The following is a 26,073-nucleotide window of genomic DNA, read 5'->3' as shown; positions in this document are numbered from 1 at the left end:
CTTATATTTTTCAAAACAGAGGTGCAAATATGAGATCTGATAAATTTGGTATGAGAGGTTTGACATTTGATGACGTTCTCTTGGTTCCGGCTAAGTCTGACGTACTTCCGAAAGAAGTGGACGTATCAACGAACCTGACCCGCGATATCAAACTGAATATTCCTATTATGAGTTCTGGTATGGATACGGTAACGGAAGCCCCTATGGCTATTGCCGTTGCCCGCGAAGGCGGCATTGGCGTTATTCATAAGAATATGTCCATTGCAGCTCAGGCCCGTGAAGTCGACAAGGTAAAACGGTCGGAACACGGCATCATCATCGATCCCATTTTCCTTCACCCGGATAATCTCTTGGCCGATGCCAATGAATTGATGGGGAAATATCGCATCTCCGGTGTACCTATTACGGTCGACGGCAAACTCGTCGGGATCATTACCAACCGTGATATGCGTTTTGAAGAAGACATGAGCCGCCGTATCGGTGACATCATGACGCAGGAAAATCTGATTACGGCTCCGGTCGGCACGTCGCTGGCAGAAGCGAAAGAAATTCTCCGCAAGCACCGCATTGAAAAATTACCCCTCGTCGATAAAGAAGGCAACCTGCAGGGGTTGATTACGATTAAGGATATTGAAAAAGCTACGAAATATCCGAATTCGGCGAAAGACGGCAACGGCCGCCTCTTGGTCGCAGCCGCTGTCGGCGTCACCCATGACATGACCGACCGCCTCGATGCTCTCGTCGCTGCCAAAGTTGACGTCGTCGTCATCGATACGGCACACGGCCATTCCTTGGGCGTACTCAATACGTTGAAAGAAATCAAAAAGCTCTATCCGCACCTTCCGGTCATTGCCGGCAACGTCGCTACCGGTGCGGCTACGGAAGCCCTCATTGAATGTGGCGTCGACGCCGTTAAAGTCGGTATCGGACCGGGCTCCATCTGCACGACCCGTATCGTCGCTGGTATCGGCGTACCGCAGATTACGGCCGTTCACGAATGTGCAAAGGTGGCACAGCGCTATGGCATTCCTATCATTGCCGACGGCGGCATCAAATACTCCGGTGATATGGCTAAGGCCATTGCAGCCGGCGGCAACGTCGTCATGATGGGCAACCTCCTTGCCGGTACAGAAGAAAGCCCGGGCGAAACGGTTATTTACCAGGGCCGAAGCTACAAAGAATACCGCGGCATGGGTTCCCTGGCTGCCATGGAATCGGGCAGTAAAGACCGTTACTTCCAGGAAGATTCGAATTCGAAGAAGCTCGTTCCGGAAGGCATTGAAGGCCGTGTACCTTATAAAGGACCTGCTGCCGATACGATTTATCAGATGGTCGGCGGTCTTCGCGCATCCATGGGCTATTGCGGCTGCCACAACATCAAGGAAATGATTGAAAATACGCAGTTCATCCAGATTACCGCAGCCGGTCTTCGTGAAAGCCATCCCCATGATGTCAATATCACGAAAGAAGCTCCGAATTACAGCGTAAACTAAGCAGGGCGGAGGGATACGTTGACTAGTATAATCGATATCTTGTCCATTCCCATCGACAACGTCACCATGAAAGAAGCACAGGCACTGGCCTTCAAATGTATCGACGAAGGCCGTGCTGCTTCCATTGCGACGGCCAATGCGGAGATGGTCATGCGGGCCCAGTCCGATTCCGAACTGGCGCAGATCCTGCAGCAGGCCGACCTGGTAGTTCCCGATGGGGCCGGTGTCTTGTGGGCTGCAGAACAACAGGGCAAGAAATTTAAAGAACGCGTTACAGGTGTCGATTTGGCGTGCAGTCTGCTGCAAGAAGCAGCTGCACGCCAAACGGCTGTCTACCTCTTTGGAGGTGCTCCCGGCATTGCTGAACAGGCTGCAGTCAATATGCAGAAGCAGCTCGGGCCGCTCAATGTCGTCGGGACTCATTCGGGGTTCTTCTCCGATGATGAAGAAAAACAAATTATCGAAGATATCGGCAGCAAAGGGACTCGAATCCTTTTAGTCGCTCTCGGCGTGCCGAAGCAAGAGAAATGGATACACGAGCACTTGTATGAACTCGGACCCTGCGTCTGCATGGGTGTCGGCGGGACCTTTGACGTCTTAGCCGGCAAAGCAGCTCGAGCTCCGAAATGGATGCAGGAAAACCGCTTGGAATGGCTCTATCGTCTTCTTAAAGAGCCGACACGCTTTAAGCGCATGCTGGCCCTGCCGCGGTTTGTACTGGCTGTAAAGGGCAGCAAGCGAAGCCAATGAGTTGAGGTGATAAATTGAATAGTGATGTCTTAAACAAACCTTATATTGTAGAAGACGGCTACCCATTTATCATTGTGCCGCTTTTACTGGCCCTGGCGGCAGGCTGGTTCATCAATGCCTATGCGGCAGTCCTGCCGGCTTTGCTGGCCTTGTATTTTATGTATTTTTTCCGGAATCCCCGGCGCAGACCGCCGACGGATGACCGTTTATTAGTGTCGCCGGCTGACGGTACCGTTGTCGGTATCGAAGAGGTCGATGAAGACACCTATCTGAATCAAAGGTGTCGGAAAGTCATTATTTTCCTGTCTATTTTCGATGCCCACGTCAATCGGGCACCCCTTCCGGGAACGATTGACTTCCAGCAATATACGTGCGGTCGATTCCGTCCGGCCTATAAAGACGGTGTCGGTTATGAAAATGAACGCTATTCTATCGGTATTCATTCAACTCGTACGGACATTTTAGTCAATATTATTGCCGGTGTCCTGGCCCGGCGCATTGTCTCCTGGGTCACGTTAGGCGATGAATTACAGCACGGCCAGCTGTACGGTATGATAAAATTCGGGTCCTGTGCAGAAATCTATGTACGTGACAACGTTGAAATCACCGTCAAAAAAGGCGATAAAGTTCGCGGCGGTGAATCGGTGATAGGGAGGATTGTTTCATGAAGAAGATAATACCGTGTCTGTTCACCTCAGGCAATCTGAGTTTTGGCGTCCTGAGTATGATGATGACACTCCATGGGGAATACGTTTGGGCCGGGATCTGCATCCTCTTGGCTGTCGTCTGTGATGCCTGTGACGGCCGTTCGGCCCGAGCTCTTGGCGTGGCCGGTGAATTCGGCAAGGAACTGGATTCCCTGTCTGACGTCGTATCTTTTGGGGCTGCCTCGGCGTTCTTGATTTATATCTATTCTTTACAGTCCCTTGGCTGGGTCGGCGCGATTCCTGCTATTATTTACGCTGCTTTGGGCGGCATTCGCCTGGCGCGTTTTAATCTCAATACCGGCGTCGTCCACGGCTATTTTCAAGGCATGCCCATTCCGAACGGCGGCTGCCTCATTGCTACCTTCGTCATTTCCGGGGCTGTGCTTCCGGCTTGGCTGGTTGCGATTTTAGTCGTCCTCTTGGGGTATAATCTGGTCAGCCAGGTTCATCACCCCGACTTTAAAGGTGCCAGTCCCGATGTGCTCCATAAGTCGGCGCTGGCTATTGCTGTGATTATCGGTGCCTTAGTTCTGTACGTCGATTGGCACTTGGTTATTACCCTGCCATTCTTACTGTACATTATCTTCGGGTTAGTCAATACGGCCATGAACGTCGCAGCAGCTCGCTAAGTATTTAGGGAGAGTCGCATATGGAACATATTTTGGATATCGTTATGATACCCATACAAGTCATCATCGTTTTTTATTCACTATATTACTTTACGTTGGCCTGCTTCGGCTTGATGAAGCGGCGCGAGCACAGTACGGCAGCCCCCAAGCATACGTTCGCTGCCGTCATTTGTGCGCATAACGAAGAGCGCGTCATTTGGCAGCTCATCGACAATTTAAAACAGCTTAATTATCCGAAGGATATGTACGACATCTACGTCGTTGCCGACAACTGTACGGATAATACGGCGGATATTTGCCGGGATCACGGTGCTATCGTCAAAGTTCGGACCAATAAGGAAGAAGTCGGGAAGGGATACGCCTTGGACTGGATGTTTTCTCAAATGCTGGCTCAAGAAAAACAGTACGATGCCTTCGTCGTCTTTGATGCCGACAACTTAGTCCATCCGGAATTTTTGCGGGAAATGAACCATCACCTCTTGAAAGGGGAGAAGGTCATCCAAGGCTACATGGATTCTAAGAATCCGACCGATTCCTGGATTGCCGGAACTTTTTCCATTGCTTTTTGGCTGATTAACCACATGTGGCACCTGGCCAAGTACAATATCGGATTGTCGACGGCTTTAGGCGGTACGGGTATGTGCATTGCCACGGAAATTGTCCGCAAGTATGGCTGGGGCTGCGAATGCTTGACGGAAGACATGGAATTCTCCATGAAGGTCCTCCTCGAGGGCGTGCGCACCTGTTGGGCTCATGACGCGATCATTTATGACGAAAAGGTCGTTGGCTTCATGCAGTCCTGCCGTCAGCGAAAGCGCTGGGCTCAAGGGCAGTGTGACTGCGGCGAACGCTTTATTCCTAAGTTGTTTGCTCGGGGCATCAAGACCGGGAATATTCGTATGCTTGACGGCATCCTTACCTTGTCGCAGCCTTTCTTTATGATGGGCTCGACGGTGTACGCCCTGTTGGCTTGGCTTAATTCTTACTGGCCCTTTTATACCAATATTTTAAATACGATTGTACCTGTTCAAATCTGGTCGATTATTGGCGTCGGGCAGTATCTTATTCCTATTATCGTCTTACTGCAAATCAAGGTTCCTCGTAAATCTTGGCTGTATCTCATCATCTATCCGATTTTTATGTACAGCTGGATTCCCGTCAACTTCCTCGGGTTCAAGGATCGGCATAAGATGAAATGGAGTCACACCCTGCATACACGAGCACTGTCGTATGAAAGCGCAGCCTTGCTGCGGAAGGAAAATAAAAAGTAGGAGGCTTTATTATGCACATTTTGTTGACCAATGATGACGGTTTGAAGGCGTTGGGCCTGCAGACGTTAAAACGAGAACTTTCGGCCCATGACTGCCGGCTGACTGTCGTTGCGCCGAATGGCCAGCGCAGTGCTGCGTCCCATTCCATGACGATTAATAAGGCCCTTTACTGTCAGGAACTCCCCCGTGAAGAAGATGATATCCGGGAAATTGCCGTTTCCGGTACGCCCGTGGACTGTGTCAAGATGGCTATGGAATATTTTCTCAAAGATGACCGGCCGGACCTCATCATTTCCGGCATCAACGACGGTTATAATCTGGGCAGCGATGTCCTTTATTCGGGGACGGTGTCAGCGGCCATGGAAGGGCCGTATTATGGGATTCCGGCCTTTGCCGTATCTATGATCGGAATGACTGAAGAACGCTGTGTGGAAACGGCTCGCTTGATGTGGCAGTTGATTCAGAAAATTACACTCCAAGGTCGTTTTCCGGGGATTGTCAACGTTAACGTACCTCCGAAAGGCGAAATCAGCTTAAAAAATGTCTGCATTACGTCCCAGACCGTCCAGATTTACCATAACGTCATCGCTGAAAAACGCGATCTCGACGGCAGTGTCTGCTATCGTATCGTCGGCGACATCGACATGACGACGGCTCCTCCCGACAGTGACGTGGCCTGCGTTCGAGACGGGCACATTGCCTTGACGCCGCTCAAGTGGCAGCAGACGGCAGAACGGGCTTTGGACCACCTGAAGGGAGCCCTCTATTTATGAGTGATGCCGACCTTATCGAACTGGCCCGGGACTATCGCCGTCATTCGTACAGCCCCTATTCCCACTTTCCCGTTGGTGCTGCCGTCCTGATGGAGTCAGGCCGGGTTTTTGGCGGCTGCAACATCGAAAATGCCAGCTATCCCTTGAGTAACTGTGCCGAACGGACGGCCATTTTTAAGGCTCTTTCCGAAGGGGAGAGAGCGTTTAAAGCACTGGCTGTCGTAGCCGATACGGACGGCCCCTGCTCTCCCTGCGGTGCTTGCCGTCAAGTCATGGCCGAGTTCCGCATCCCGCGGATTATTATGGCCAATATGAAGGGCGACATGGCAGTCGTTTCTTGGGAAGAATTGCTTCCTTACGCCTTTTCCGGAGACGCTTTGTCTGAATAGTATCGTCAATACGGACAAATTTCCACAAAGGGCTTGCATTTTTTGAACAGCCGCGTTATAATAACAGCACATCATACATATTGCGTGAACGAAACACACGGGAGAAGGCACAGCCTACCGACGGAGTCAAACTCTCAGGTGCCCCTAAAAGGGGTGGGACCGTGTGTGGACACGACTCTGGAGAGTCCCATTTGGGCGCCGAAGGTGCAAGGATATTGTTTCTAATCTCTCAGGCAAAAGGACAGAGCTAGCAGAAGAAAGCTTTTATTTTTCTGCGACCTTTTAGGACCTATCTCTTCAGAGTGATGATGATAGGTCTTTTTTTATGTTATTATACTAAAATACACTAAAAGGGGAGTATGCAAGATGTTGGAAACATTGAATGCCATTGACAGTTTTATTTGGGGACCGCCTTTATTGATCCTGCTCATCGGGACCGGTATCTTATTGACGGTTCGCCTTCGTTTGTTGCAGATTTCGAAGCTGCCGAGAGCCTTGAAGCTCATCTTCACGGCTAAGAACCAGGGCGATGGCGACGTAGACAGCTTTAAAGCCTTGTGCACGGCTTTGGCAGCAACCGTCGGTACGGGCAATATCGTCGGCGTCGCAACGGCTGTTCATGCCGGCGGTCCCGGAGCCATTTTCTGGATGTGGATGGCAGCCTTCGTCGGTATGGCTACGAAATACGCCGAAGGTTGTTTAGCCGTTAAGTATCGGACGGTCGATAAGAACGGTGAAATCGCCGGCGGCCCGATGTACTACATCGAAAATGGGTTGGGTAAAAAGTATAAACCCTTGGCATTCTTGTTTGCCTTCTTCGGCGTCTTGGTCGCCTTCTTCGGTATCGGCACCTTTGCACAGGTCAACTCTATCGTTGAAATTACGCGTCTGACGACGAGCATTCCTGTCGAATATACGGCCGTTGTCCTGACCGTCCTGGTTGCAGCCATTACCATCGGCGGTCTGCAGTCCATCGCCCGCGTCGCTTCTAAAGTCGTTCCGGCTATGGCCATTATTTACGTCATCTCGACGGTAGCCTTCTTGGTCGTCTTTGCGGATAAGATTCCTGCCGCTGTCGAACAAATCCTGGTCAGTGCCTTCACCCCGACGGCGGCTGCCGGCGGCTTCCTCGGTGCTACCGTTTTAGTTGCCATGCGAAATGGGGTAGCCCGCGGCGTCTTCTCTAACGAATCGGGCCTTGGCAGTGCCCCGATTGTAGCTGCTGCTGCTAAAACTAAATGGCCGGCTGAACAGGGCCTCATCTCCATGACCGGTACCTTCATCGATACGATTATCATCTGCACCTTGACGGGTCTCGTCTTAGTCGTCAGCGGTGCCTGGATGGGCGACGTCAATGGGGCAGAACTTACCAACGCTGCCTTCACGATGGCCTTCCCGACGTACGGCAGCATCATCCTCTGTGTCGGCCTGACCCTCTTCGCTTTCACGACGATCCTTGGCTGGAACTACTACGGTGAACGCTGCGTTGAATACCTCGTCGGCGTTAAAGGTATCATGCCGTACCGTATTATCTTCATCGCTCTCGTCGCCTGCGGCGCCTTCATTAAACTCGACGTCATCTGGATTTTGGCCGATATCGTAAACGGTTTGATGGCCATCCCGAACCTCATTGCCCTCATCGGCTTGAGCGGCGTCGTCGTAGCAGAAACGAAAAAATACTTCGATTACTTGAAAGAAGAAAAGAAAGATGTGTCCGACGATTTGGAAGAAGAAGCAACACCGGGTCACTAAATCTTTCTAAAAAAATACTTGACGATTCTCTCCATTATGGTATAATTAATCTTGTGCCAAGCACTGAGTAAAATTTCTGCAAGGTACAAGAGATATGCCGGGGTGGCGGAATGGCAGACGCACCTGACTCAAAATCAGGCGGGTAACACCGTGAGGGTTCAAGTCCCTCCCTCGGCACCAGGTTTAATAGGGAAGCCGTATACAGTACATGATAATGTATCGTATACGGCTTTTTCGTGTTTATAATAAGATTTTTATATCAGCCACGTATTATTAAAAAACGAGGAAATCCCTATTTCTCTCTATAATTTCTAGGCAATAAAAAATCAGGGACAACATCTATGGATGCTGTCCCTGCAAAACTTTATTGAAGTTTTTCCTTGTGAATCTATTTTACACAATAGGAAACCATTTGTCAATTAAATTGGACAGGAGATTTAAGGTGGTAGTTAGTATTGGGTTGAAGGAATAGTCATAGTCACGTTGAACTCGTTCTACCCACTGGTGCAGCTGCCGTGCCGTTCGATCGTTAATCCCTTTACTGTTCACGATTTGTTTGTGTGCCCAGAGACAAGTGATGATTTGCTGGACTCGTTCATTTGCCAATTTTCTATCGATAATGACAGTAGATATATCTGCATTACTCATTGCCCGAGTCATGCCCCAATTGGCTTTTTTTCTAACCTCTCTGGACTTGGTTTTTAAATCGTTTAAAATACAGTTATTATGTGCAGCTGCATTACGGATGTATTTCACGGTCAACATAAGATAGAAATTGTCTTTGTATCTATTGGATTCTTGTCGGGTGAATTGAAAACTAGGGCGCTCTATTGAATTCTTGTAAAAAGATATAAAGGAACCGAAGGTTATGATTTCAAGAAAGATCCACACTGGTAAATCGTCTTTATATTTTAGATAGGCTTCCCGGCAATAAGGGCTTCGACTATTTTTATTCAGCTCTTGCATTAAGTGAATACGATTATTTTCAGGTAGATTATTTATATAATCAGAAACAATAGTATAACCGTCTTCATTTGGATTATCTGTAATAAGCTTCATCAATTTGACTTTTGCGAAATGCTCTATATTTAAAGCCATTTGTACAATAATTTCTCTAAGATACATGTCCAGTATGGCTAAATCTACGAGATAAGCAAAATCTAGATTTAAGTATTTGCTTCCCGTAATATCTTTATCAAAATTTTTTCGATATGCCAGAAGTTTAAAGAAATTATTATTTTCTTTTAAATAGGTGATCGCTTCTGCTTCATTTATACCGATAAAAGTAATTCCTTTTTTCTTTAAATGATTAATCTGTTCAGGATAGGTAAGTTTACTTCTGTGAGACACCGATTATCATAGCCTTTCTTTATATATTCTAACCGTGCTATAAACTCTATAAAAGTAAGAGTACCGATATCACGATTATATTACTGCCATAACGTTTTGGATAAAAATAGAAAGATAAACTAACGGAATAGCCTGTATAAAACGGGAAAATACACTTCTTTATAGCAGTATAGCATATCTAATAAAATGAGAGCAAATTGATTAAACTGTATAACTCTTTAGATTGGTCTTGAAAATTCACTGGAAAAAATCATTCCATAGTCAGTATGGGCAGAAACGTGAAGCGGTTTTAGCGTTTTACATTAGTGTTTTTCGGGCCCTTTTATATTTTAGGTATCATATAGAATTATAAAGAGACATGATTCCTCGGTGCCTACTCTTTTTCATTTCGACACTGTTTTCTTCCTATCTATATATGTTATAATAGAATCGATATATGATTATAGGGAGGAGTCGATTTACATGAATGAAATCTTTGCCAGACGGAGTATCCGGAAATTTTTGCCTACCATGGTAGAAGATGAAAAGATAGAACAGCTGCTGCGTGCTGCCATGGCCGCTCCATCTGCCGGAAACCAACAACCTTGGGAATTTTATGTCGTCCGCGACAAACGGGTCATTCAGGACTTATCTCAGTGCAGTCCGTATGCCGGCTGTGCCAATGGCGCTGCCTTGGCGATTGTCGTCTGTTCTCGTGACGAACACATGCGTTTTCCTGCTTTTACGCCCCTTGATCTCAGTGCGGCCGTTGAAAATATCCTCATCGAAGCGGTACACCTCGATCTCGGTGCTGTTTGGCTTGGCGTTACGCCCTATCGGGCTCGTGAAGTTTTGGTCCGTCGGGCTTTGGGCGCTCCTAAAGGCGTTACCCCCTTTGCTATCGTTGCTCTCGGGTATCCTCAGGCAACAGCAGAAGACAAACCGCATGAAGACCGCTATGATCCATCCCGCATTCATTACGTATAATTCTTGTACGGCCTTGAAAGGGTCCTGTCGCTACTTGGCAGGGCCTTTTCCTATTTAAATTTAAAGAGGGAATTTCTATGATTGAAGAAAAAAAGCCTGTCACCGTCCATTTGGCTGAACTGCGGCGACGCCTCTTATTTTCGCTGGCAGCCTGGCTCGCGGGCAGTATCGCCGCCTATGCCTATGTAGAAGATATCATCGCCGTCATTTCAGCTCCGGCCGGAAAGCTGTATTTTTTGAATCCGGCTGAAGTATTCTTTTCTTATCTGCAAGTCGCGGGAGTGACCGGTTTATTTGTGACCCTGCCCATCCACTTTTATGAATTATGGCGTTTTTTAAGACCGGGACTTCGCGATACCGAGGCCAAGGCCTTCGTCTGGTTTATGCCGGCCGCTCTTGTTTTGTGGTATGGCGGGGCTGCTTTTTCCTTCTTCGTCGTCTTTCCCCAAGCCGTCCAATTTTTTCTGAGTTTTTCTGCCCTCTCCCTGCAGCCCATGTTTTCTTTAGCGGCCTATCTGTCCTTCTTCATCGCCTTTGTGCTGCCGTTTGCCATCGGCTTTGAGCTGCCCCTGGCGCTGATTATCCTGGCGCGTTTGGGCTTGGTGACCGGGAGATCCCTGCGGCAGAAGCGACGTTTCTTTATCGTAGGGGCTTTCATCTTTGCCGGCGTCGTATCGCCGACGACGGATATGATTACCCAGACGGCCATTGCCGTGCCCTTGATCTTTCTCTATGAGGGAACGATTGTGGTTATGAGATTTATGAAGCCCTAGGTATATTTATTGAAATAAATGATTTTATCTTTATCCACCGGAAGACTCCTTCCTCTTAGGCGGGAGATGAATGGCGGGTAGTTGAGTAGATTCAATTCCCATAAAAACCACAAATCCACGTAGATAGTCTTGTTTGCGTGTTTTTTAGGATTCATGTATACAGTATTTTTTTGTATACAAAGTGGCCGTCCCTTGTAATGTGTTTCCATTTTGCTATAATAGAGAAAGCGGTGAATGTATGGGCGTCGATTGGCTGTGCGTTTACCGGTCTGATTCAATTTTTATACGCAGGAGGGTATTTTCATGAAAAAAATTCGTTCGGTTTTAGTTGCCAACCGCGGAGAAATTGCCATTCGTGTTTTCCGGGCTTGTAATGAACTGGGAATCCGCACGATTGCGATTTATTCCAAAGAAGATTCGCTGTCGCTGCACCGATTCCGTGCAGATGAATCGTATCTTGTCGGTGAAGGCAAAAAACCGGTAGATGCATATTTAGATATTGAAGATATTATCCGTATTGCCCATGAGCACGACGTCGATGCCATCCACCCCGGTTACGGATTCTTGTCCGAAAATGCGGACTTAGCGAAACGCTGTGAAGAAGAAGGTATTATCTTTATCGGTCCTAAAGTAGAACACCTTATCATGTTCGGCGATAAGATCAATGCCCGTATTCAGGCAAAAAAGGCCGGTATTCAGTACATTCCCGGCAGTGACGGCCGCGTTGAAAGCTATGAAGAAGTCGAAAATTTTGCCAAGGAAGTCGGACTTCCGATTATGCTGAAAGCTGTAAACGGCGGTGGCGGCCGCGGCATGCGTATGGTCGACTCCATGGAAGAACTGCGCGATGCTTATGAACGGGCAAAATCGGAAGCGCAGCTGGCTTTCGGCAGCGATGAAATTTATCTCGAAAAATGTATCATCAATCCGAAGCACATCGAAGTCCAGATCATGGGCGACGAACACGGCAACGTCATTCACCTCTTTGAACGTGACTGCTCTATCCAGCGCCGTCATCAGAAGGTCGTTGAAACGGCTCCGGCTTCGGCCCTGCCTGTAGAACTTCGTCAGAAAATCTGCGATGCTGCCTTGAAGTTGATGAAAAACGTTCATTACGTCAATGCAGGGACCGTCGAATTCTTGGTTACGCCTGACGGCAACTTCTACTTCATCGAAGTTAACCCCCGTGTCCAGGTAGAACACACGGTCACTGAAATGATTACGGGTATCGACATCGTCCAGACTCAGATTAAAGTCGCTGAAGGTTATGCCCTCGACAGCGATGAAATCGGCATTAAGTCTCAGGATGCTGTCCACTGTCTCGGCAATGCCATCCAGTGCCGTATTACGACAGAAGATCCGCTGAATAACTTCATGCCGGATTCTGGTAAAATCACGGTATACCGCAGCGGCGGCGGCTTTGGTGTCCGTCTCGACAGCGGCAATGCTTATACAGGAGCCATTATTACGCCGTATTATGATTCGCTCTTGGTTAAGTCGACGACATACGGCCTCGATCATGCCAAAGCCGTCCAGAAGATGCTCCGCGTCCTTCAGGAATTCCGTATTCGCGGCGTCAAGACCAATATCGGCTTCTTGATCAACGTCCTGAAGAGTCCTGAATTCGTCGACGGTTCGTATAATGTCAACTTCATCGACAATCATCCGGAACTGTTCGAACTTCCGGTTGTACAGGACCGCGGCACGAAACTCTTAGAGTACATCAGCGATACGACGATTAACGGCTATGCCGGTGCCGGCCACCAGGAAAAGACTGAATTTGAACCTTTGGAACTGCCGAGTGTTGAAAACGGCCCGTATCCGGACGGCACGAAACAGAAATTTGATGCCATGGGACCGGAAAAATTCTCCCAGTGGATCAAAGAACAGCATAAGGTATTCTTCACCGATACGACCATGCGTGATGCGCACCAGTCCTTGTTTGCTACTCGTGTCCGTACCATCGATATGCTCCGTGTCTTGGAAGCAGCCTCGAAGAAACTCCCGAACCTCTTCTCGTATGAATGCTGGGGCGGGGCGACCTTCGACGTAGCTTATCGCTTCCTTTATGAAGATCCTTGGGTTCGCCTGCGCCAGATGCGTGAAAAGGCTCCCAACATCCTTCTCCAGATGCTCGTCCGCGGTGCTAATGCCGTCGGCTACACCAGCTATCCGGACAATGTCGTCAAAAACTTCATCGACCTCTCGGCCAAGAACGGCATCGACGTCTTCCGTGTTTTTGACAGCCTTAACAGCTTAGACAATATGTACGGCACGATTCAGGCCGTTCGTGAAAACAATAAATTGGCAGAAGTAGCCCTCTGCTACACCGGCGATATCCTCGATCCGTCGCGGAATAAATACGATTTGGCATACTATGTCAACATGGCTAAGGAATTGAAAAATGCCGGTGCCAACATCATCGCCATTAAAGATATGGCAGGTCTCTTGAAACCGGAAGCTTCTTACCGTTTGGTATCGGCTTTGAAAGATGCCGTTGACCTTCCGATTCACCTCCATACCCATGATGGTTCGGGCAATGCCATTACGACGTACAGCCGGGCTATCGATGCCGGTGTCGATATCGTCGACGTTGCTTATTCGGCCTTTGCCGGCGGTACCAGCCAGCCGAGCATGAGCACCTTGTATTACGCTTTGAGCGGCAAGGATCGTCAGCCGGACCTCGACGTCAATGCTATGGAAGAAATGTCCCGCTACTGGGCTACGGTTCGTCCGTACTACAAAGGCGTCGACAAAGCCGAAGCTTATCCGAATACGGAAGTCTACCAGCATGAAATGCCGGGCGGTCAGTTCTCCAATCTCCGCCAGCAGGCTAAGGCTGTAGGCCTCGGCGACCACTGGAATGAAATCAAAAAGATGTACCATACGGTCAGCATGATGTTCGGCGATATCATCAAAGTTACGCCGTCGTCCAAGGTTGTCGGCGACATGACCTTGTTCATGGTCCAGAACAACCTGACCGAACAGGATATCTACGATAAAGGCGACGTCCTCGACTTCCCGCAGTCCGTCGTCGAATTCTTCGAAGGCCGTATCGGCATTCCGTATCAGGGCTTCCCGGAAAAACTCCAGAAGATTATCCTCAAAGGAAAGAAACCCCTTACGGAACGGCCGGGCAAGAGCCTGGCACCGGTCGACTTCGACGCCGTCCGTGCCAAATTGGCTGAAAACGGCTACAAGCACGAAGCCGAAGACATCAATGCTTACTGCCAGTATCCGAAAGTCTTCGAAGACTACAATGAAAAGGTCAAGAGATTCGGCGATGTCAGTGTCCTCGATACGCCGACCTTCTTCTTCGGCATGAAGAAAAATGAAGAACTTCACGTTGAAATCGAAGAAGGGAAGGATCTCATCATCACCCTGATCAATATCAGCGATCCTGATGAAAGCGGTGTCCGCACGGTTACCTTCATGTTCAACGGTGCCGAACGTGAAATCCGCATCCAGGATAAGAGCGTCGACATGAAGACCGTTTCCCGCCGTAAGGCAGATCCTGATAAGGCCGGTGACATCGGTGCCACCTTGTCCGGTTCGGTCGTCAATGTCCTCGTTTCCAAGGGCCAGAAAGTTAAGAAGGGCGAACCCTTAGTCGTTACCGAAGCCATGAAGATGGAAACGACGATTACGTCGCCTATCGACGGAACTGTCGGTGAAATCTACGCCGTCAAAGGCCAGGCTATCATCAGCGGCGACTGCTTGCTGGAAGTATTGGAATAAGATTACGGTTTATAAAGCAATAAAAGGTGCTGCCGCATGTGCGGCAGCACCTTTTTCATTAAAGGAGAATAGCTATGAAAATGGTAACCGTCTATTTACTGGGGAAGATGTTTTCGGTTCCTGAAGATTTGACGATTATGCGGGCTATGGAATACTCCGGCTTCCGCTTGGTTCGCGGCTGCGGATGCCGAAGTGGGTTTTGCGGGGCCTGCGCCGTCGTCTACCGCCTGAAAGGGCAGACTGAAACGCATTCGGCCCTGGCCTGTCAAACGAAGGTTGAAGACGGCATGTGTGTCGGCCGGCTGGAATCGTTTCCCATCAAAAAGATGGAATATGACATGGATGATTTGCCCGTTGCCGGAAATGTCGTCGGTCAGCTTTATCCTGAGATTTATAACTGCATTCACTGCAATGCCTGTACGCGGAACTGTCCTCAAGGGATTCAAGTCATGAAATACATCGCCCTGGCCCAGAAAGGTGATTATGCCGGCTGCGCGAAAGAGTCCTTCCGCTGTGTTTGCTGCAATATCTGTGCTGCCAGCTGTCCGGCGAAAATCAGCCACGGACCGGTCGGCCTCTTGGCACGGCGCCTCATGGGGAAGTATATTGCCAAAAAGAGCCGTCATTTGGAAGACCGCGTAAAAGCGATTCAAGAAGGGCAGTATATTGCCGATGTACAGCGGTTGATGGAAGCCGATGACGATGAATTGCGCCGCTTATACGAAGGGCGGACGATTGAAAAATAGGAGGACCTCATGATATATACCGAAGAAATGCGGGCGTCTCAGGCGCGGGTCGAGGCGACGCGCAGTATCCGCTTGTCGGAATCCTTGCCGCGGTTTACGGCTGAAGAAAAGGATGCCCTTTTAAAACAATTTCACCCTGATTATCACGAAGACGGTTTTACACGCCTGTCCGTAGGACCCAATAAGGGCGATCAAGTACCGTCTGAACTGGCCGTCCTCTTACAAGGCCAGAGCCGCATGGATGAAGCCGACGTCGATGTCGACCATATCCAGTTTGAGACCGACGTCCTGGTCATCGGCGGCGGCGGGTCCGGTGCTGCCGCAGCTATTGAAGCGGCCCGTCATGGAGCAAAGGTCCTCATGGCCACCAAACTGCGCCTGGGCGATGCCAATACGGGTATGGCCGAAGGGGGCATACAGGCTGCCGATAAGGAAAATGATTCGCCGGCGGCACATTATTTGGACGCCATGGGCGGCGGTCACTATAAGAATATTCCCGAACTGCTCTCTGAATTGGTTCTTCATGGGCCGGAAGCTATTCAGTGGCTCAGCTCCTTAGGCGTCTTATTCGATAAGGACAGCGATGGCGCCATGGTAACGACCCACGGCGGCGGGACGTCTTATAAACGGATGCATGCCTGCGGGGATTATACGGGAGCGGAAATCATGCGCGTTCTTCGCGATGAAGTCCGTAACGCCGGCGTCGATGTCATCGAATATTCGCCGGCTGTCGAATTGCTGCTTGACGGGGAAGGCCGGGCTGCCGGTGCCGTCTTGTATGATTTCGATACCCGGGAATACCACGTCGTTCGAGCAAAAAGCGTCATCCTCGCTGCCGGTGGTGCCGGGCGTCTCCACTATCAAGGCTTTCCGACGTCGAATCATTATGGATCGACGGCGGATGGGCTGGTCATGGCCTATCGGGCCGGCGTCCCGCTCCTTTATGCCGGCGCTATTCAATATCACCCGACAGGGGCCGCTTACCCGCCTCAGATTTATGGAGCCTTGGTCACGGAAAAGGTCCGTTCTCTCGATGCCATGCTGGTCAATAAGGACGGCGATGCCTTCCTCCATCCTTTAGAAACGAGAGATGTCGTGGCCGCGGCCATTATTCGCGAGTGCCAAGAACGGAACAAGGGCGTCTATGCCCTGCACGGCCAAGCCGTCTGGCTCGATACGCCTATGGTCGATATTCTTCATGGGGAGGGGACGATGGAAAAAAGACTGCCGGCTATGATTCATATGTATGAAAAATTCGGCATCGATATCCGAAAACAGCCGATTTTAGTCTATCCGACCCTCCATTATCAAAATGGCGGTATCTGTATCGGAGCTAAGAGTGAAACAAAAATCCCCGGCCTCTATGCGGCCGGGGAAGACGTCGGTGGTATTCACGGAAAGAACCGACTCATGGGCAACAGCCTCTTGGACATCATCGTCTTTGGCCGGATTGCCGGGACCGAAGCGGCGGTCTACAGTGAGCAGGCCCATCCCGGAAAGGGGAATCTCGACCACGTTCGTCGCTTTGATGAAGAACGGGCCGCTGCCGGCATTACCGAAAAGGTCTTATCGCCGAAACTCCTTCCGGACTACACCCATAATCGGGGTACCCGGGGGTAAGTGTTAATCCGCCAATTTTTCACCGTGCAGATGGTGTACCTTCCAGGTGATGGCCAGACTGAGGCACAAGAGAATCGTGCCGGCTCCCCAAAAGACGTACTTCATTCCGATATAGGTGGCAATGATGCCGCCTAAAATCGGGCCGCCCATGGCGCCGACCTGCTGGGCCGAGAACATGAGCCCGAAGACCCGGCCCTTGATATTGGCACTCGTCTTTTCCGCCAAGATGGCATTGATCGACGGATAGATGCCGGAGAAGAAGAGGCCGACGGCGAATTGGCTGGCTGCGAAGGTGTAAAGCGTATCGGGAAGGGCCTGGATGAGGAAGAAAATACCCGCCAGAACCAGTACGATGCGCAGGGTCTTTACGAAACCGTGGCGCTGACCGAAACGGCCCCAGAGGGGAGCCGTAATGGCGCTGGCAAAACCGCCCAGGGAGAAGATAAGGCCGGCTACGAAGACCAGGTTGTCGATGTCTCCGGCAAGGTAAGAAATATAGGTCGTTAAAATCGGCTGGACGATGAGGATGACAGCCTGTACTAAGGCGGCGCTGATGAGCATCAGGCGGATGACAGGCGTCTTCCATAGGCTGACTTGGCCGCTTTTGCTGTCGGCACTGATGGTATCGGCAGACGGTGCCGTGTCCGTCGGCGGTTCTTTAATAAAGAAGACCAGAACTAAAAAGTTAAGGAACAAAGCGGCGGCTGCCAAAAAGAAGGATTGGCGCATGCCGAAGGTTTCGGCTAAGATGCCGCCAAAGAGGGGGCCGATGATGCCGCCGGCTGTGAGGGCCCCTTGCATGACGCCCAGGCAGATGCCCAGTTTTTTGGGCGGAGCATAGGTGGTCATGATGGCCAGTTCCATGGGCCACAGACCCGACGCAAAGCCTTGGAACATCCGCATGAAAGTCAGTTCCAGCGGTGTCGTTACGATACCGCCGAGAAAATAACTGATCGATAAAAGAAAACTGGCGCGAATCGCCATGAGTCGTTTGCCTCTCTTGTCGGCCATCCGTCCCCATATGGGGGCCATGACGGCACTGATGAGAAAGGTCGAGGAAAAGACGATACCGGACCAAATGTTGACCGACGCCGGATCGACGCCGAGGTCTCGGGTAAGATACATAGGCAGGAAGGGGATGAGCATGGTGTAGCTTGAGGACATGAAGACGACGTTACACGTTAGAATTGCTAAACAAAGTTTCCAGTTCACAGCGATCACCTTTCTTTCGATTTGTTAACGTAGTCAATTTACTATTATACGCCGCCGCCAGGATAATAACAACGGCCATTGCCTTGTCATGATAAAGATAGGGCTTTATAATTAATAATATCTATGTTGGAAAGGAATGATTCTCCTTGGCCATTTATCTTGCAAAGCGCCTCTTTGGCGCCTGTATCGTCCTATGGGCGGTCATTACCATTACTTTTGGTCTGATGCACGCCATTCCCGGCGGTCCTTTTACGCAGGAAAAGAAACTGCCGCCGGCCGTCATGGCGACGGTGGAAGCCCGCTACCATCTCGATGAACCCTTGTGGAACCAGTACGTCGATTACGTCCGCCATGCCGCTGTTCTCGACCTCGGTCCGTCTTATAAGTATCCCGGCAAAACGGTCAACGATATCATCGCAGAGACCTTGCCTGTATCGGCTGAGCTCGGACTCATCAGCCTTTTCCTTGCCATCGGGGCCGGTATCCTTGCCGGCATGGCTGCTGCCTGGTATAAGAATACCTGGGTTGATTACGGGATGATGATCGGCGCTACTCTCGGCGTTTCGGTCCCCAGTTTTATTTTTGCGGCCGTTCTCATACAGCTCTTCGCTTTTACTTGGCCTGTCCTGCCGGCGGCTTTATGGAAAGGTCCGGCCTATGTCATCCTGCCGGCCTTGGCTCTGGCTGCGCAGCCGACGGCTTTTATTATGCGTCTGACAAGGTCTAGCCTCGTCGATGCCTTGGGACAGGATTATATACGGACGGCTCGCTCTCGAGGCATTGGTTCTTGGTCCTTATTGTACCGTCATGCCCTGCGCAACGCCCTCCTGCCCGTCGTCAGTTATATCGGGCCCTTGGCTGCGGCCTTGATGACCGGGAGCTTTATCGTCGAGACGATTTTTGCCATTCCCGGATTGGGGCGTCACTTCGTTACCAGTATTTATAACCGCGATTACACGGTCATCTTGGGGATTACTATTTTTTACAGTTTTCTTATCATGATGATGAATTTACTCGTCGACCTTATCTATCCGCTCTTAGATCCGCGCATTACCGTCGACAGCCGAAAGGAGGAATAGCCATGGATTTCACACCGATTACGGAGGCGGACCGAGGGGAACCCTATGTGGCACCTCAAACGCTGAGGGACCGCGGTTGGCGTCGGATGAAGAGCAATCCCTTGGCCCTTTGGGGCATGGCTATCGTCATCGTCATGACACTCTTGGCGGTCATCGGACCTTTTTTATCCCCCTATACTTATGCCGACCAGAGTTTTTCTGATGCCAATGCCTGGCCGTCGGCAGCACACTGGTTCGGCACCGACTCACTCGGACGGGACCTCTTTGTCCGCGTCTTGTACGGTGCCCGCATTTCCTTGTCCATCGGCCTGGTGGCCAGCCTTATTAATGTCTTCATCGGCGTTCTCTACGGCGGGATTGCGGCTTTGGCCGGAGGTCGGGTCGACCGGATCATGATGCACGTCGTCGATATCCTTTACTCCATCCCCATGCTGCTCTACGTCATTTTGCTGATGGTCGTCTTCAAACCGGGGCTGATCAACATTTATTTAGCCTTAGGTATCGCCTATTGGCTCAATATGGCCCGTGTCGTCCGCGGCCAGATCCTTAGCCTGAAACAGCAGGAATACGTCATGGCTGCCCGTTCCTGCGGGACGTCGACCTGGCAGATTTTGCGGCGGCATATGATTCCTAACTGCGTCGGGCCGATTATCGTTACGCTCACCTTATCGATTCCGGAAGCCATCTTTACGGAAGCCTTTTTAAGCTTTATCGGTCTGGGAGTATCGGCACCGATGGCGAGTTGGGGCGTCCTGGCTTCAGAAGGTATTAACAGCATGCGCTCCTTTCCCTTTCAGCTGGCCTTTCCGGCCTTGGCCCTGTGCATTACCATGCTGGGCTTCATGTTCTTAGGCGATGGCCTGCGCGATGCCTTGGACCCGCAGCATCAGAAGGAGGGGAGCCGATGAATCCGTTACTCGAAGTGCGTCATCTGTCTATTTCATTCCACACGTACCGAGGCCTTTTAGAAGCCGTTCATGACGTATCGATTACGGTCCATCCCGGTGAAACCGTCGGCATTGTCGGCGAATCGGGATGCGGCAAGTCGGTTACGTCCCAGGCGGTTATGAAATTATTGCCCCAGGGAGCTGCGGAATACCGGAGCGGCGAGATTTTATGGGAGGGACGCGATCTCCTGCCCTTGTCAGAATCGGAGATGAATGGCCTTCGCGGCCGCGATATGGCTATGATTTTTCAGGATCCCATGACATCCCTCAATCCGGTTCTCACCATTGGGGCCCAGCTTTGCGAAGGGCTTGCCCTCTATCAGAAACTGTCTAAACAGGAGCAGCGGACAAAGGCTGTAGAACTGTTAAAAGCCGTCGGTCTGACTTCACCGGAAAAGCGGCTCGACCAATACCCCCATCAATTATCGGGCGGTATGCGTCAGCGCTGTCTCATTGCCATGGCACTATCTTGTTCGCCGAAACTCCTCTTTGCCGATGAGCCGACGACGGCTCTCGACGTTACGACAGAAGCACAGGTCTTGGACGTCTTAAAGAAAATGCAGGCAGAACTCGGTATGGCCGTCGTCCTCATTTCCCATAATCTAGGCGTCATTGCCCAGATGTGCCGCCGCATTTACGTCATGTATGCCGGTACCGTCGTTGAAGAAGGGACGGCAGAGGATATTTTTTACCGACCGGCTCATCCTTATACCAAGGGGCTGTTGGCCTCTCTTCCGGACCCAACGGATCGGGATAAGGTACTGACCGGGATTCCCGGCCAGGCCCCGGATTTATTCCATATGCCAAAAGGCTGCCGGTTCTATCGGCGCTGCCCTCGGGCTATGAAAGTCTGTATGGAAGCAGAACCGCCGCGGGAAGAAGCCGGTCCCGGTCATCACTATACCTGTTGGCTGGCAGAGGCAGAAAGGAGGATGGGCGATGGCACTCATTGAAGCTAAAGGCCTTACCAAACAATTTGTGATCGACCGCAATTGGTTAGGCCGTCCGAAAAAAGTGTTGACCGCTGTCAATCACGTATCCCTTACGATTGAGCCGGGCGAAACGGTTGGCTTGGTTGGCGAATCGGGCTGCGGCAAGTCGACCTTTGCCCGCACCTTATTGGGCCTGTATCCTAAAACCGATGGGGATATTTTTTATAAAGGCCGTAATATCGGCGAGCCTGAAATCGGGAAGGACTATCGACGCCAGGTGCAGATGATCTTTCAAGACCCGTATGCCTCCTTGGACCCGCGAATGACCGTCGAAGATATCATTAGCGAACCTCTTCGCAACTATGCGCTCTGTTCCGACGATAGAGAACGGCGTCAACGGGTGGCCGATTTATTGACCCAAGTCGATTTGAGACCGGAAACGGCCCAGCGCTATCCCCACGAATTCAGCGGCGGCCAGCGTCAACGCATCGGAATCGCCCGAGCCCTTGCCGTCGATCCGGAATGCATCTTTTGTGATGAACCGATTTCAGCTCTTGACGTATCGGTCCAGGTTCAAATCGTAAACATGTTAAAGCGCCTCCAGGAAGAACGGCAGTTATCGTATCTCTTTATTGCCCATGATTTGAGCATGGTTCACCATTTGAGTCGTCGTATTGGCGTCATGTATTTGGGAAATCTCGTTGAATTAGGCCCGAGCGACGCTGTCTTTCACGGGCCTCTCCATCCCTACACACAGATGCTCATTGCCTCTGTGCCGCGGCCGGATCCGCATTATCAGAGAACGGCCGTCGTTTCGGGTGAAGTTCCCAGCCCCCTTGATGTACCGTCGGGCTGCGTCTTTCATCCGCGTTGTCCCGATTGTGATGAACGGTGCCGCCGTGAGGTGCCTGCCCTTCGCTCCGTCGGGGAAGGGCGCCTGGTTGCCTGTCACCATGTCAAAGGAGGGACGGACTGATGAAAAAATATATCCTTTTATTCGTGGCCGTCCTCATGGCCGCTTTTCTCAGTGCCTGCGGCGTAGAACAACCGGATACGGTGAGCTACGTCTTAGAAGCGGAGCCGTCTCGCCTCGATCCGGCTATGACGACGGCCTTGGCTGAAAGCAATACAGAATTACAGATTTTTGAAGGCCTGACCCGTCTTGTCGATGATGTTCCTCAGCCGGCCTTGGCTAAGAGCTGGGATATTTCGGCCGATGGCAGGATTTATACCTTTCACCTCCGCGACGGAATCGAGTGGAGCGACGGGACTCCTATTACGGCCGGCGATATCGAATACTCCTGGAAGCGCGTCGTCGACCCCGACGTTGCTTCGGAAAATGCCTATATGCTCTTTTGCATCGATAAGGCCGAGGATTACTTTAAGAAGAAGGCCTCTTCTGATGAAGTCGGTGTCAAGGCCCTCGATGATAAAACCTTGGAAGTTCGTTTAAAAGAGCCGACATCCTACTTTTTGAATCTGACAGCTTTTCACTGCTATTATCCCGTACCGCGGAAGCTCGTCGAAGCAAAGCCCGATACCTGGGCCGCCGATGCCGAGGGAATGGTTTCCAGCGGGCCTTTTAAGATTGTCAGTTGGAATCATTCCAGTGAAATTAAATTGGTTAAAAATGAACGATATTGGGATGCCGATGCGGTGAAGCTCAGCCACATCGATCTTCCCATCAGCGATTCTCAGGCGACGAGATTGACTTTGGTAGAAAGCAATCAAGCCAATATGACCGTTGAGCCGCCGCCGGCCGACCAAGAACGGCTGGAAAAAATGGGGCTCTATAAAATTGCTCCGTATTTAGGCGCCTATTATTACGTCTTTAACGTCCAGCAAAAACCCTTTGACGACGTCCGCGTCCGCAAGGCCTTTGCCCTCTCGATTCAGCGCCAAGGCCTTATCGACCATATTATCCGGGCTGAAAAGGAACCGGCCTATGCCTGGGTTCCGCCGGGACTGAAAGATAAGGCCACGGGCCGTGATTTTCGGGAAGAAGGGGGCAATCTCATCAGTGAAGATCCGGAAAAGGCACGAAATCTCCTGCGTGAAGCCGGTTATGATGAAAACCATCCTCTTCCGCCGGTGACCATCCTGTTCAACACCAACGAGATGCACAAGGCCGTGGCGGAAGCAATCCAGGCCATGTGGAAGGATAATCTCGGTGTGTCCGTATCGCTCATGAATCAGGAATCGAAGGTATTCATGGCATCCCGGGCGCAGGGGGACTACCAGGTCGCCCGGGCTTCATGGATTGCCGATTATGCCGACCCCATGACCTTCCTCGACGTCTTTGCGGACGAAGAAAACGATGCCCAGTATCACAATCCGGCCTATAACGAACTGATTCGCCAGGCTAAGGCGACGAACGATGAAGCCCGGCGCATGGCCTATATGCATGAAGCCGAACAGATGCTCTTTGATGACTGCGTCATCATCCCAATCTACTATACGACCCAGCCTTACGTAGCCCAGCCTTATATTAAAGGCTACCATTGGTCACAACTGGGATTGGTAGATTTTAAAAATGCCTATATCGATGAAGGAGAAAGGACGTAACCCTATGGATTATCGTTGTGCCGCCCCTTTGAATCCGGGCGATACGATTGCTGTCGTGGCCCCGTCTGCGGCCCTTGCCGAAGATGATGCGGCCCAAGGCATTGCCTTTTTAAAAGAACTTGGATATCACGTAACGGTGGGACCATCCGTATCGGCTCACGACGGCTATTTGGCCGGCAGCGATGAACTGCGGGCTGCTGACATCAACACCGCTTTTGCCGATGACCGTGTAAAGGCTATTATGTGTCTTCGCGGCGGTTACGGGGCGACGCGGATCTTACCGCTTCTCGATTATGAGTTAATCGCCGCCCACCCGAAGATTTTCATCGGCTTTAGCGATATTACGGCGCTCCACACCGTCTTTCAGCAGCGCTGCCATTTTCGGCCCATCCACGGAACGATGGTCATGTCCCTAGCCCGTAAGGCTTCTGACTACACTCGGGAAGAATTGCGCTGGGGATTGGCCCATCCTTATGCTGCACGCACATTGCCTTCGGCGCCGACGATGCATCCCGAGACCCTCGTTCCCGGGACAGCGACGGGACCTCTCTTAGGCGGCAACTTGATGCTGCTGTCGGTTACCATGGGGACGCCTTATGCGTTACAATCGGAAGGGGGCATTCTCTGTTTGGAAGAAGTGGGAGAAGATGCCTATTCTCTCGACAGAATGCTCTGTCATATCGAGCAAGCCGGCCTCATTGACGGCGTGAAAGGCATTGCCTTTGGCGAATTTTACCGATGCAATCCTACGGAAGGGAGCACCTACGAATGGACCGTCGACGAAGTTATTCGTGCTTATGCGAAAAAATGGGGAAAGCCCGCCGTCAAAGGCCTGTCCTTTGGACACGGTGCCGATAACGCTTGGCTGCCCTTAGGCCAGACGGTGCGTCTGGAGGCTAAAGAAAATCGGACAGAACTCGTATTTTTACCCTAATGGTAGGAGGAATCCTGATGGAGTATAAACAATTAAAAGAAGACGCCTGCCGCTATGTCGACGAATTGAAACCCCTCATCTATGATATCGCTGACAAGCTGCATGCCCGTCCGGAACTGGGACAGGAAGAATTTTTTGCCTCCGCCTTGCTGAAAGACATTTTGACCGATCACGGTTTTACGCTTGATAACCCCGTTGCCGATGCCTTTCCCACGGCCTTTCACGGAACGCTTGGAAAGGGGCCGTTTCAGATGGGATTTTTGGCGGAGTACGATGCTCTGCCGAAAATCGGACACGGATGCGGCCACAATCTCATCGCCGCCATGAGCATCGGCGCAGCCCTGGCTTTTGCCAAAGCTGCCGGAGAGAAGGCGACGGTCCATGTCTATGGCTGTCCCGCTGAAGAAACGGTGGGCAGTAAAGTCTATATGAGTGAACACGGTGTCTTTGACGACCTTCACGCTGCGGTCATCGTCCATCCCGGAGTCGACAAGACTTATATAGGCGGCACGTCCTATGCGACACATCCCTTACAATTTACTTTTTTGGGAAAAGCCGCTCATGTTGCCGATACGGAGTATCACGGCATCAACGCCCTCGATGCCTTAGTTGATTTCTATGGCCGCCTCAAGGAATACGAAAAAACTTTGACCGAACGCCATATCATCGGCGCTATCATCACCGATGGCGGGACGGCGCCGAATATTGTACCCGATAAGGCTGTCCTCAAGGCGACGATTCGGGCCTTGACAGTGGATTATTTGGAACATAAAATGCTTCCGGATATCAAAAAGATGGCTCAAGATGTCGCTGCAGCTCACCAGGCCTCGGTAGAGATGGTCCATTATGAACCGCTCTATAAAAATATGGTCAACGATCCGAAAATGGACGTCTATTTTGCCGATGCCTTTAATCAGCTCTATGAAGAATTCGGCCTTCGCAGTGACGACTTTGCCGAAGGCTCGACCGATGTGGGCAACGTCAGTCAAGTGACGCGGGTCAGCCAACCAGAAATCTGTATCGGTTACGGTATGTCCGGTCATACGCCGGAATTTGCGGCGGCGGCCGGCAGTGATTTGGGAAAAATGCAGGCCCTGACCGGAGCCAAAGCGATGGCTATGGTAGGTCTTGACGTCATGGGGGAAGAACATTAAGAAAGACGCCGAGAAAAGTAGTTGACTTTTCTCGGCGTTAATGTTATTATATAAAAATCAGCTGCAACGAGACGTGAGTAAGAAAATGTAAGTTTTTTTTTATTGTGCCTGTTTATGGTTGTCAGGTTTTATGAAGAAATTCAAAAACGTGCTTGACAAGCTCTTCGTAGTTTGGTAAGATAAACAAGTCGTCGCTACGGCGACACGATGACCTTTGAAAACTGAACAATGATTGAATGAACGCCAGTAAATAAATCTTTAGATTTGTTTATACCGAGTTTTACTCGGGAGTG

The 26,073-nt window shown here is 50.7% G+C and carries 22 protein-coding genes, 1 tRNA gene and 1 riboswitch; of the genes, 21 read left to right on the top strand and 2 right to left on the bottom strand.

The window, feature by feature from the left end:
• The first annotated feature begins 29 nt into the window (after nucleotides 1-29).
• The 9 genes from guaB to A0U42_RS01370 all read left to right on the top strand — a co-directional run bounded on the left by guaB (nucleotide 30) and on the right by A0U42_RS01370 (nucleotide 7,944).
• The gene (gene guaB, locus A0U42_RS01410) at nucleotides 30-1,493 is read left to right on the top strand and encodes an IMP dehydrogenase (protein WP_044503204.1); all 1,464 of its coding nucleotides are present in this window, start codon (nucleotides 30-32) and stop codon (nucleotides 1,491-1,493) included.
• A gap of 18 nt (nucleotides 1,494-1,511) precedes the next feature.
• Entirely contained in the window at nucleotides 1,512-2,243 is a 732-nt protein-coding gene (locus A0U42_RS01405) for a WecB/TagA/CpsF family glycosyltransferase (protein WP_176698831.1), read from the top strand.
• A gap of 14 nt (nucleotides 2,244-2,257) precedes the next feature.
• Complete coding sequence (locus A0U42_RS01400) at nucleotides 2,258-2,911, top strand: phosphatidylserine decarboxylase (RefSeq protein WP_044503203.1); 654 nt, start codon at nucleotides 2,258-2,260, stop codon at nucleotides 2,909-2,911.
• Nucleotides 2,908-3,579: a phosphatidylcholine/phosphatidylserine synthase gene (locus A0U42_RS01395; protein WP_065359584.1), complete on the top strand. Its 672-nt coding sequence runs from the start codon at nucleotides 2,908-2,910 to the stop codon at nucleotides 3,577-3,579. Before A0U42_RS01400 ends, A0U42_RS01395 begins: the two co-directional genes overlap by 4 nt.
• Nucleotides 3,580-3,599: 20 nt before the next feature.
• A complete protein-coding gene (locus A0U42_RS01390) occupies nucleotides 3,600-4,850 on the top strand; it encodes a glycosyltransferase family 2 protein (protein ID WP_044503201.1) in 1,251 nt (416 codons plus the stop codon).
• A gap of 11 nt (nucleotides 4,851-4,861) precedes the next feature.
• A complete protein-coding gene (gene surE / locus A0U42_RS01385) occupies nucleotides 4,862-5,623 on the top strand; it encodes a 5'/3'-nucleotidase SurE (protein WP_065359583.1) in 762 nt (253 codons plus the stop codon).
• Nucleotides 5,620-6,012, top strand: coding sequence for a cytidine deaminase (locus A0U42_RS01380; RefSeq protein ID WP_065359582.1), 393 nt, complete (start codon nucleotides 5,620-5,622; stop codon nucleotides 6,010-6,012). The genes surE and A0U42_RS01380 overlap by 4 nt, the downstream gene beginning before the upstream one ends.
• A 167-nt stretch (nucleotides 6,013-6,179) precedes the next feature.
• Nucleotides 6,180-6,267: riboswitch (glycine riboswitch) on the top strand.
• Between the two features lie 111 nt (nucleotides 6,268-6,378).
• Entirely contained in the window at nucleotides 6,379-7,764 is a 1,386-nt protein-coding gene (locus A0U42_RS01375; protein ID WP_065359581.1) for a sodium:alanine symporter family protein, read from the top strand.
• Nucleotides 7,765-7,860: 96 nt separating this feature from the next.
• Nucleotides 7,861-7,944: transfer RNA gene (locus A0U42_RS01370), tRNA-Leu, on the top strand.
• A gap of 213 nt (nucleotides 7,945-8,157) precedes the next feature.
• Here the strand turns inward: A0U42_RS01370 and A0U42_RS01365 are convergent.
• Nucleotides 8,158-9,114, bottom strand: coding sequence for an Abi family protein (locus A0U42_RS01365; RefSeq protein ID WP_065359580.1), 957 nt, complete (start codon nucleotides 9,112-9,114; stop codon nucleotides 8,158-8,160).
• Between the two features lie 462 nt (nucleotides 9,115-9,576).
• Between A0U42_RS01365 and A0U42_RS01360 the strand changes: the two genes are divergently transcribed.
• The 5 genes from A0U42_RS01360 (at nucleotide 9,577) to A0U42_RS01340 (ending at nucleotide 16,957) form a co-directional block, all read left to right on the top strand.
• Nucleotides 9,577-10,080: a nitroreductase family protein gene (locus A0U42_RS01360; protein WP_044503157.1), complete on the top strand. Its 504-nt coding sequence runs from the start codon at nucleotides 9,577-9,579 to the stop codon at nucleotides 10,078-10,080.
• A gap of 77 nt (nucleotides 10,081-10,157) precedes the next feature.
• Nucleotides 10,158-10,853 carry a twin-arginine translocase subunit TatC gene (tatC, locus tag A0U42_RS01355; RefSeq protein WP_065359579.1) on the top strand — a complete coding sequence of 232 codons (696 nt, stop codon included), beginning with the start codon at nucleotides 10,158-10,160 and terminating at the stop codon, nucleotides 10,851-10,853.
• Between the two features lie 303 nt (nucleotides 10,854-11,156).
• A complete protein-coding gene (locus A0U42_RS01350; protein ID WP_044503155.1) occupies nucleotides 11,157-14,591 on the top strand; it encodes a pyruvate carboxylase in 3,435 nt (1,144 codons plus the stop codon).
• Between the two features lie 74 nt (nucleotides 14,592-14,665).
• On the top strand, nucleotides 14,666-15,337 hold the full coding sequence (locus tag A0U42_RS01345; RefSeq protein ID WP_044503154.1) for a 2Fe-2S iron-sulfur cluster-binding protein: 672 nt from the start codon (nucleotides 14,666-14,668) through the stop codon (nucleotides 15,335-15,337).
• A 9-nt stretch (nucleotides 15,338-15,346) separates the two neighbouring features.
• On the top strand, nucleotides 15,347-16,957 hold the full coding sequence (locus A0U42_RS01340) for an FAD-dependent oxidoreductase (RefSeq protein WP_065359578.1): 1,611 nt from the start codon (nucleotides 15,347-15,349) through the stop codon (nucleotides 16,955-16,957).
• A gap of 3 nt (nucleotides 16,958-16,960) precedes the next feature.
• Here the strand turns inward: A0U42_RS01340 and A0U42_RS01335 are convergent, their stop codons facing one another.
• Nucleotides 16,961-18,169, bottom strand: coding sequence for an MFS transporter (locus A0U42_RS01335; protein WP_065359577.1), 1,209 nt, complete (start codon nucleotides 18,167-18,169; stop codon nucleotides 16,961-16,963).
• A gap of 146 nt (nucleotides 18,170-18,315) precedes the next feature.
• Here A0U42_RS01335 and A0U42_RS01330 point away from each other — a divergent pair, with 146 nt between their 5' ends.
• The 7 genes from A0U42_RS01330 to A0U42_RS01300 are packed head-to-tail and all read left to right on the top strand — an operon-like array spanning nucleotide 18,316 to nucleotide 25,780.
• The gene (locus A0U42_RS01330) at nucleotides 18,316-19,248 is read left to right on the top strand and encodes an ABC transporter permease (RefSeq protein WP_065359576.1); all 933 of its coding nucleotides are present in this window, start codon (nucleotides 18,316-18,318) and stop codon (nucleotides 19,246-19,248) included.
• Nucleotides 19,249-19,250: 2 nt separating this feature from the next.
• Nucleotides 19,251-20,156, top strand: a complete 906-nt coding sequence (locus A0U42_RS01325) for an ABC transporter permease (RefSeq protein WP_065359575.1) — start codon at nucleotides 19,251-19,253, stop codon at nucleotides 20,154-20,156.
• On the top strand, nucleotides 20,153-21,148 hold the full coding sequence (locus A0U42_RS01320) for an ABC transporter ATP-binding protein (RefSeq protein WP_065359574.1): 996 nt from the start codon (nucleotides 20,153-20,155) through the stop codon (nucleotides 21,146-21,148). The genes A0U42_RS01325 and A0U42_RS01320 overlap by 4 nt, the downstream gene beginning before the upstream one ends.
• Nucleotides 21,135-22,103: an ABC transporter ATP-binding protein gene (locus A0U42_RS01315; RefSeq protein WP_065359573.1), complete on the top strand. Its 969-nt coding sequence runs from the start codon at nucleotides 21,135-21,137 to the stop codon at nucleotides 22,101-22,103. The genes A0U42_RS01320 and A0U42_RS01315 overlap by 14 nt, the downstream gene beginning before the upstream one ends.
• Entirely contained in the window at nucleotides 22,103-23,692 is a 1,590-nt protein-coding gene (locus A0U42_RS01310) for a peptide ABC transporter substrate-binding protein (protein ID WP_065359572.1), read from the top strand. Before A0U42_RS01315 ends, A0U42_RS01310 begins: the two co-directional genes overlap by 1 nt.
• Nucleotides 23,693-23,696: 4 nt before the next feature.
• Entirely contained in the window at nucleotides 23,697-24,626 is a 930-nt protein-coding gene (locus A0U42_RS01305) for an LD-carboxypeptidase (protein ID WP_065359571.1), read from the top strand.
• Nucleotides 24,627-24,643: 17 nt separating this feature from the next.
• Nucleotides 24,644-25,780 (top strand): amidohydrolase, encoded by a 1,137-nt coding sequence (locus tag A0U42_RS01300; RefSeq protein ID WP_065359570.1) that lies wholly within the window; start codon nucleotides 24,644-24,646, stop codon nucleotides 25,778-25,780.
• The last annotated feature ends 293 nt before the right edge of the window (nucleotides 25,781-26,073 follow it).

The organism is Megasphaera sp. DISK 18 (genome assembly GCF_001682955.1).
Taxonomy (GTDB): domain Bacteria; phylum Bacillota; class Negativicutes; order Veillonellales; family Megasphaeraceae; genus Megasphaera; species Megasphaera massiliensis.
The sequence above is the reverse complement of the archived record's forward strand: the minus strand, read 5'-3'. Positions and strand labels throughout refer to the sequence as shown.

Excerpts from the sequence above, each read along its gene's own strand:
- guaB (WP_044503204.1), top strand. The coding sequence starts at position 30 with ATGAGATCTGATAAATTTGGTATGAGAGGTTTGACATTTGATGACGTT.
- A0U42_RS01395 (WP_065359584.1), top strand. The coding sequence starts at position 2,908 with ATGAAGAAGATAATACCGTGTCTGTTCACCTCAGGCAATCTGAGTTTT.
- A0U42_RS01390 (WP_044503201.1), top strand. The coding sequence starts at position 3,600 with ATGGAACATATTTTGGATATCGTTATGATACCCATACAAGTCATCATC.
- surE (WP_065359583.1), top strand. The coding sequence starts at position 4,862 with ATGCACATTTTGTTGACCAATGATGACGGTTTGAAGGCGTTGGGCCTG.
- A0U42_RS01380 (WP_065359582.1), top strand. The coding sequence starts at position 5,620 with ATGAGTGATGCCGACCTTATCGAACTGGCCCGGGACTATCGCCGTCAT.
- A0U42_RS01375 (WP_065359581.1), top strand. The coding sequence starts at position 6,379 with ATGTTGGAAACATTGAATGCCATTGACAGTTTTATTTGGGGACCGCCT.
- A0U42_RS01360 (WP_044503157.1), top strand. The coding sequence starts at position 9,577 with ATGAATGAAATCTTTGCCAGACGGAGTATCCGGAAATTTTTGCCTACC.
- tatC (WP_065359579.1), top strand. The coding sequence starts at position 10,158 with ATGATTGAAGAAAAAAAGCCTGTCACCGTCCATTTGGCTGAACTGCGG.
- A0U42_RS01350 (WP_044503155.1), top strand. The coding sequence starts at position 11,157 with ATGAAAAAAATTCGTTCGGTTTTAGTTGCCAACCGCGGAGAAATTGCC.
- A0U42_RS01345 (WP_044503154.1), top strand. The coding sequence starts at position 14,666 with ATGAAAATGGTAACCGTCTATTTACTGGGGAAGATGTTTTCGGTTCCT.
- A0U42_RS01340 (WP_065359578.1), top strand. The coding sequence starts at position 15,347 with ATGATATATACCGAAGAAATGCGGGCGTCTCAGGCGCGGGTCGAGGCG.
- A0U42_RS01325 (WP_065359575.1), top strand. The coding sequence starts at position 19,251 with ATGGATTTCACACCGATTACGGAGGCGGACCGAGGGGAACCCTATGTG.
- A0U42_RS01320 (WP_065359574.1), top strand. The coding sequence starts at position 20,153 with ATGAATCCGTTACTCGAAGTGCGTCATCTGTCTATTTCATTCCACACG.
- A0U42_RS01315 (WP_065359573.1), top strand. The coding sequence starts at position 21,135 with ATGGCACTCATTGAAGCTAAAGGCCTTACCAAACAATTTGTGATCGAC.
- A0U42_RS01310 (WP_065359572.1), top strand. The coding sequence starts at position 22,103 with ATGAAAAAATATATCCTTTTATTCGTGGCCGTCCTCATGGCCGCTTTT.
- A0U42_RS01305 (WP_065359571.1), top strand. The coding sequence starts at position 23,697 with ATGGATTATCGTTGTGCCGCCCCTTTGAATCCGGGCGATACGATTGCT.
- A0U42_RS01300 (WP_065359570.1), top strand. The coding sequence starts at position 24,644 with ATGGAGTATAAACAATTAAAAGAAGACGCCTGCCGCTATGTCGACGAA.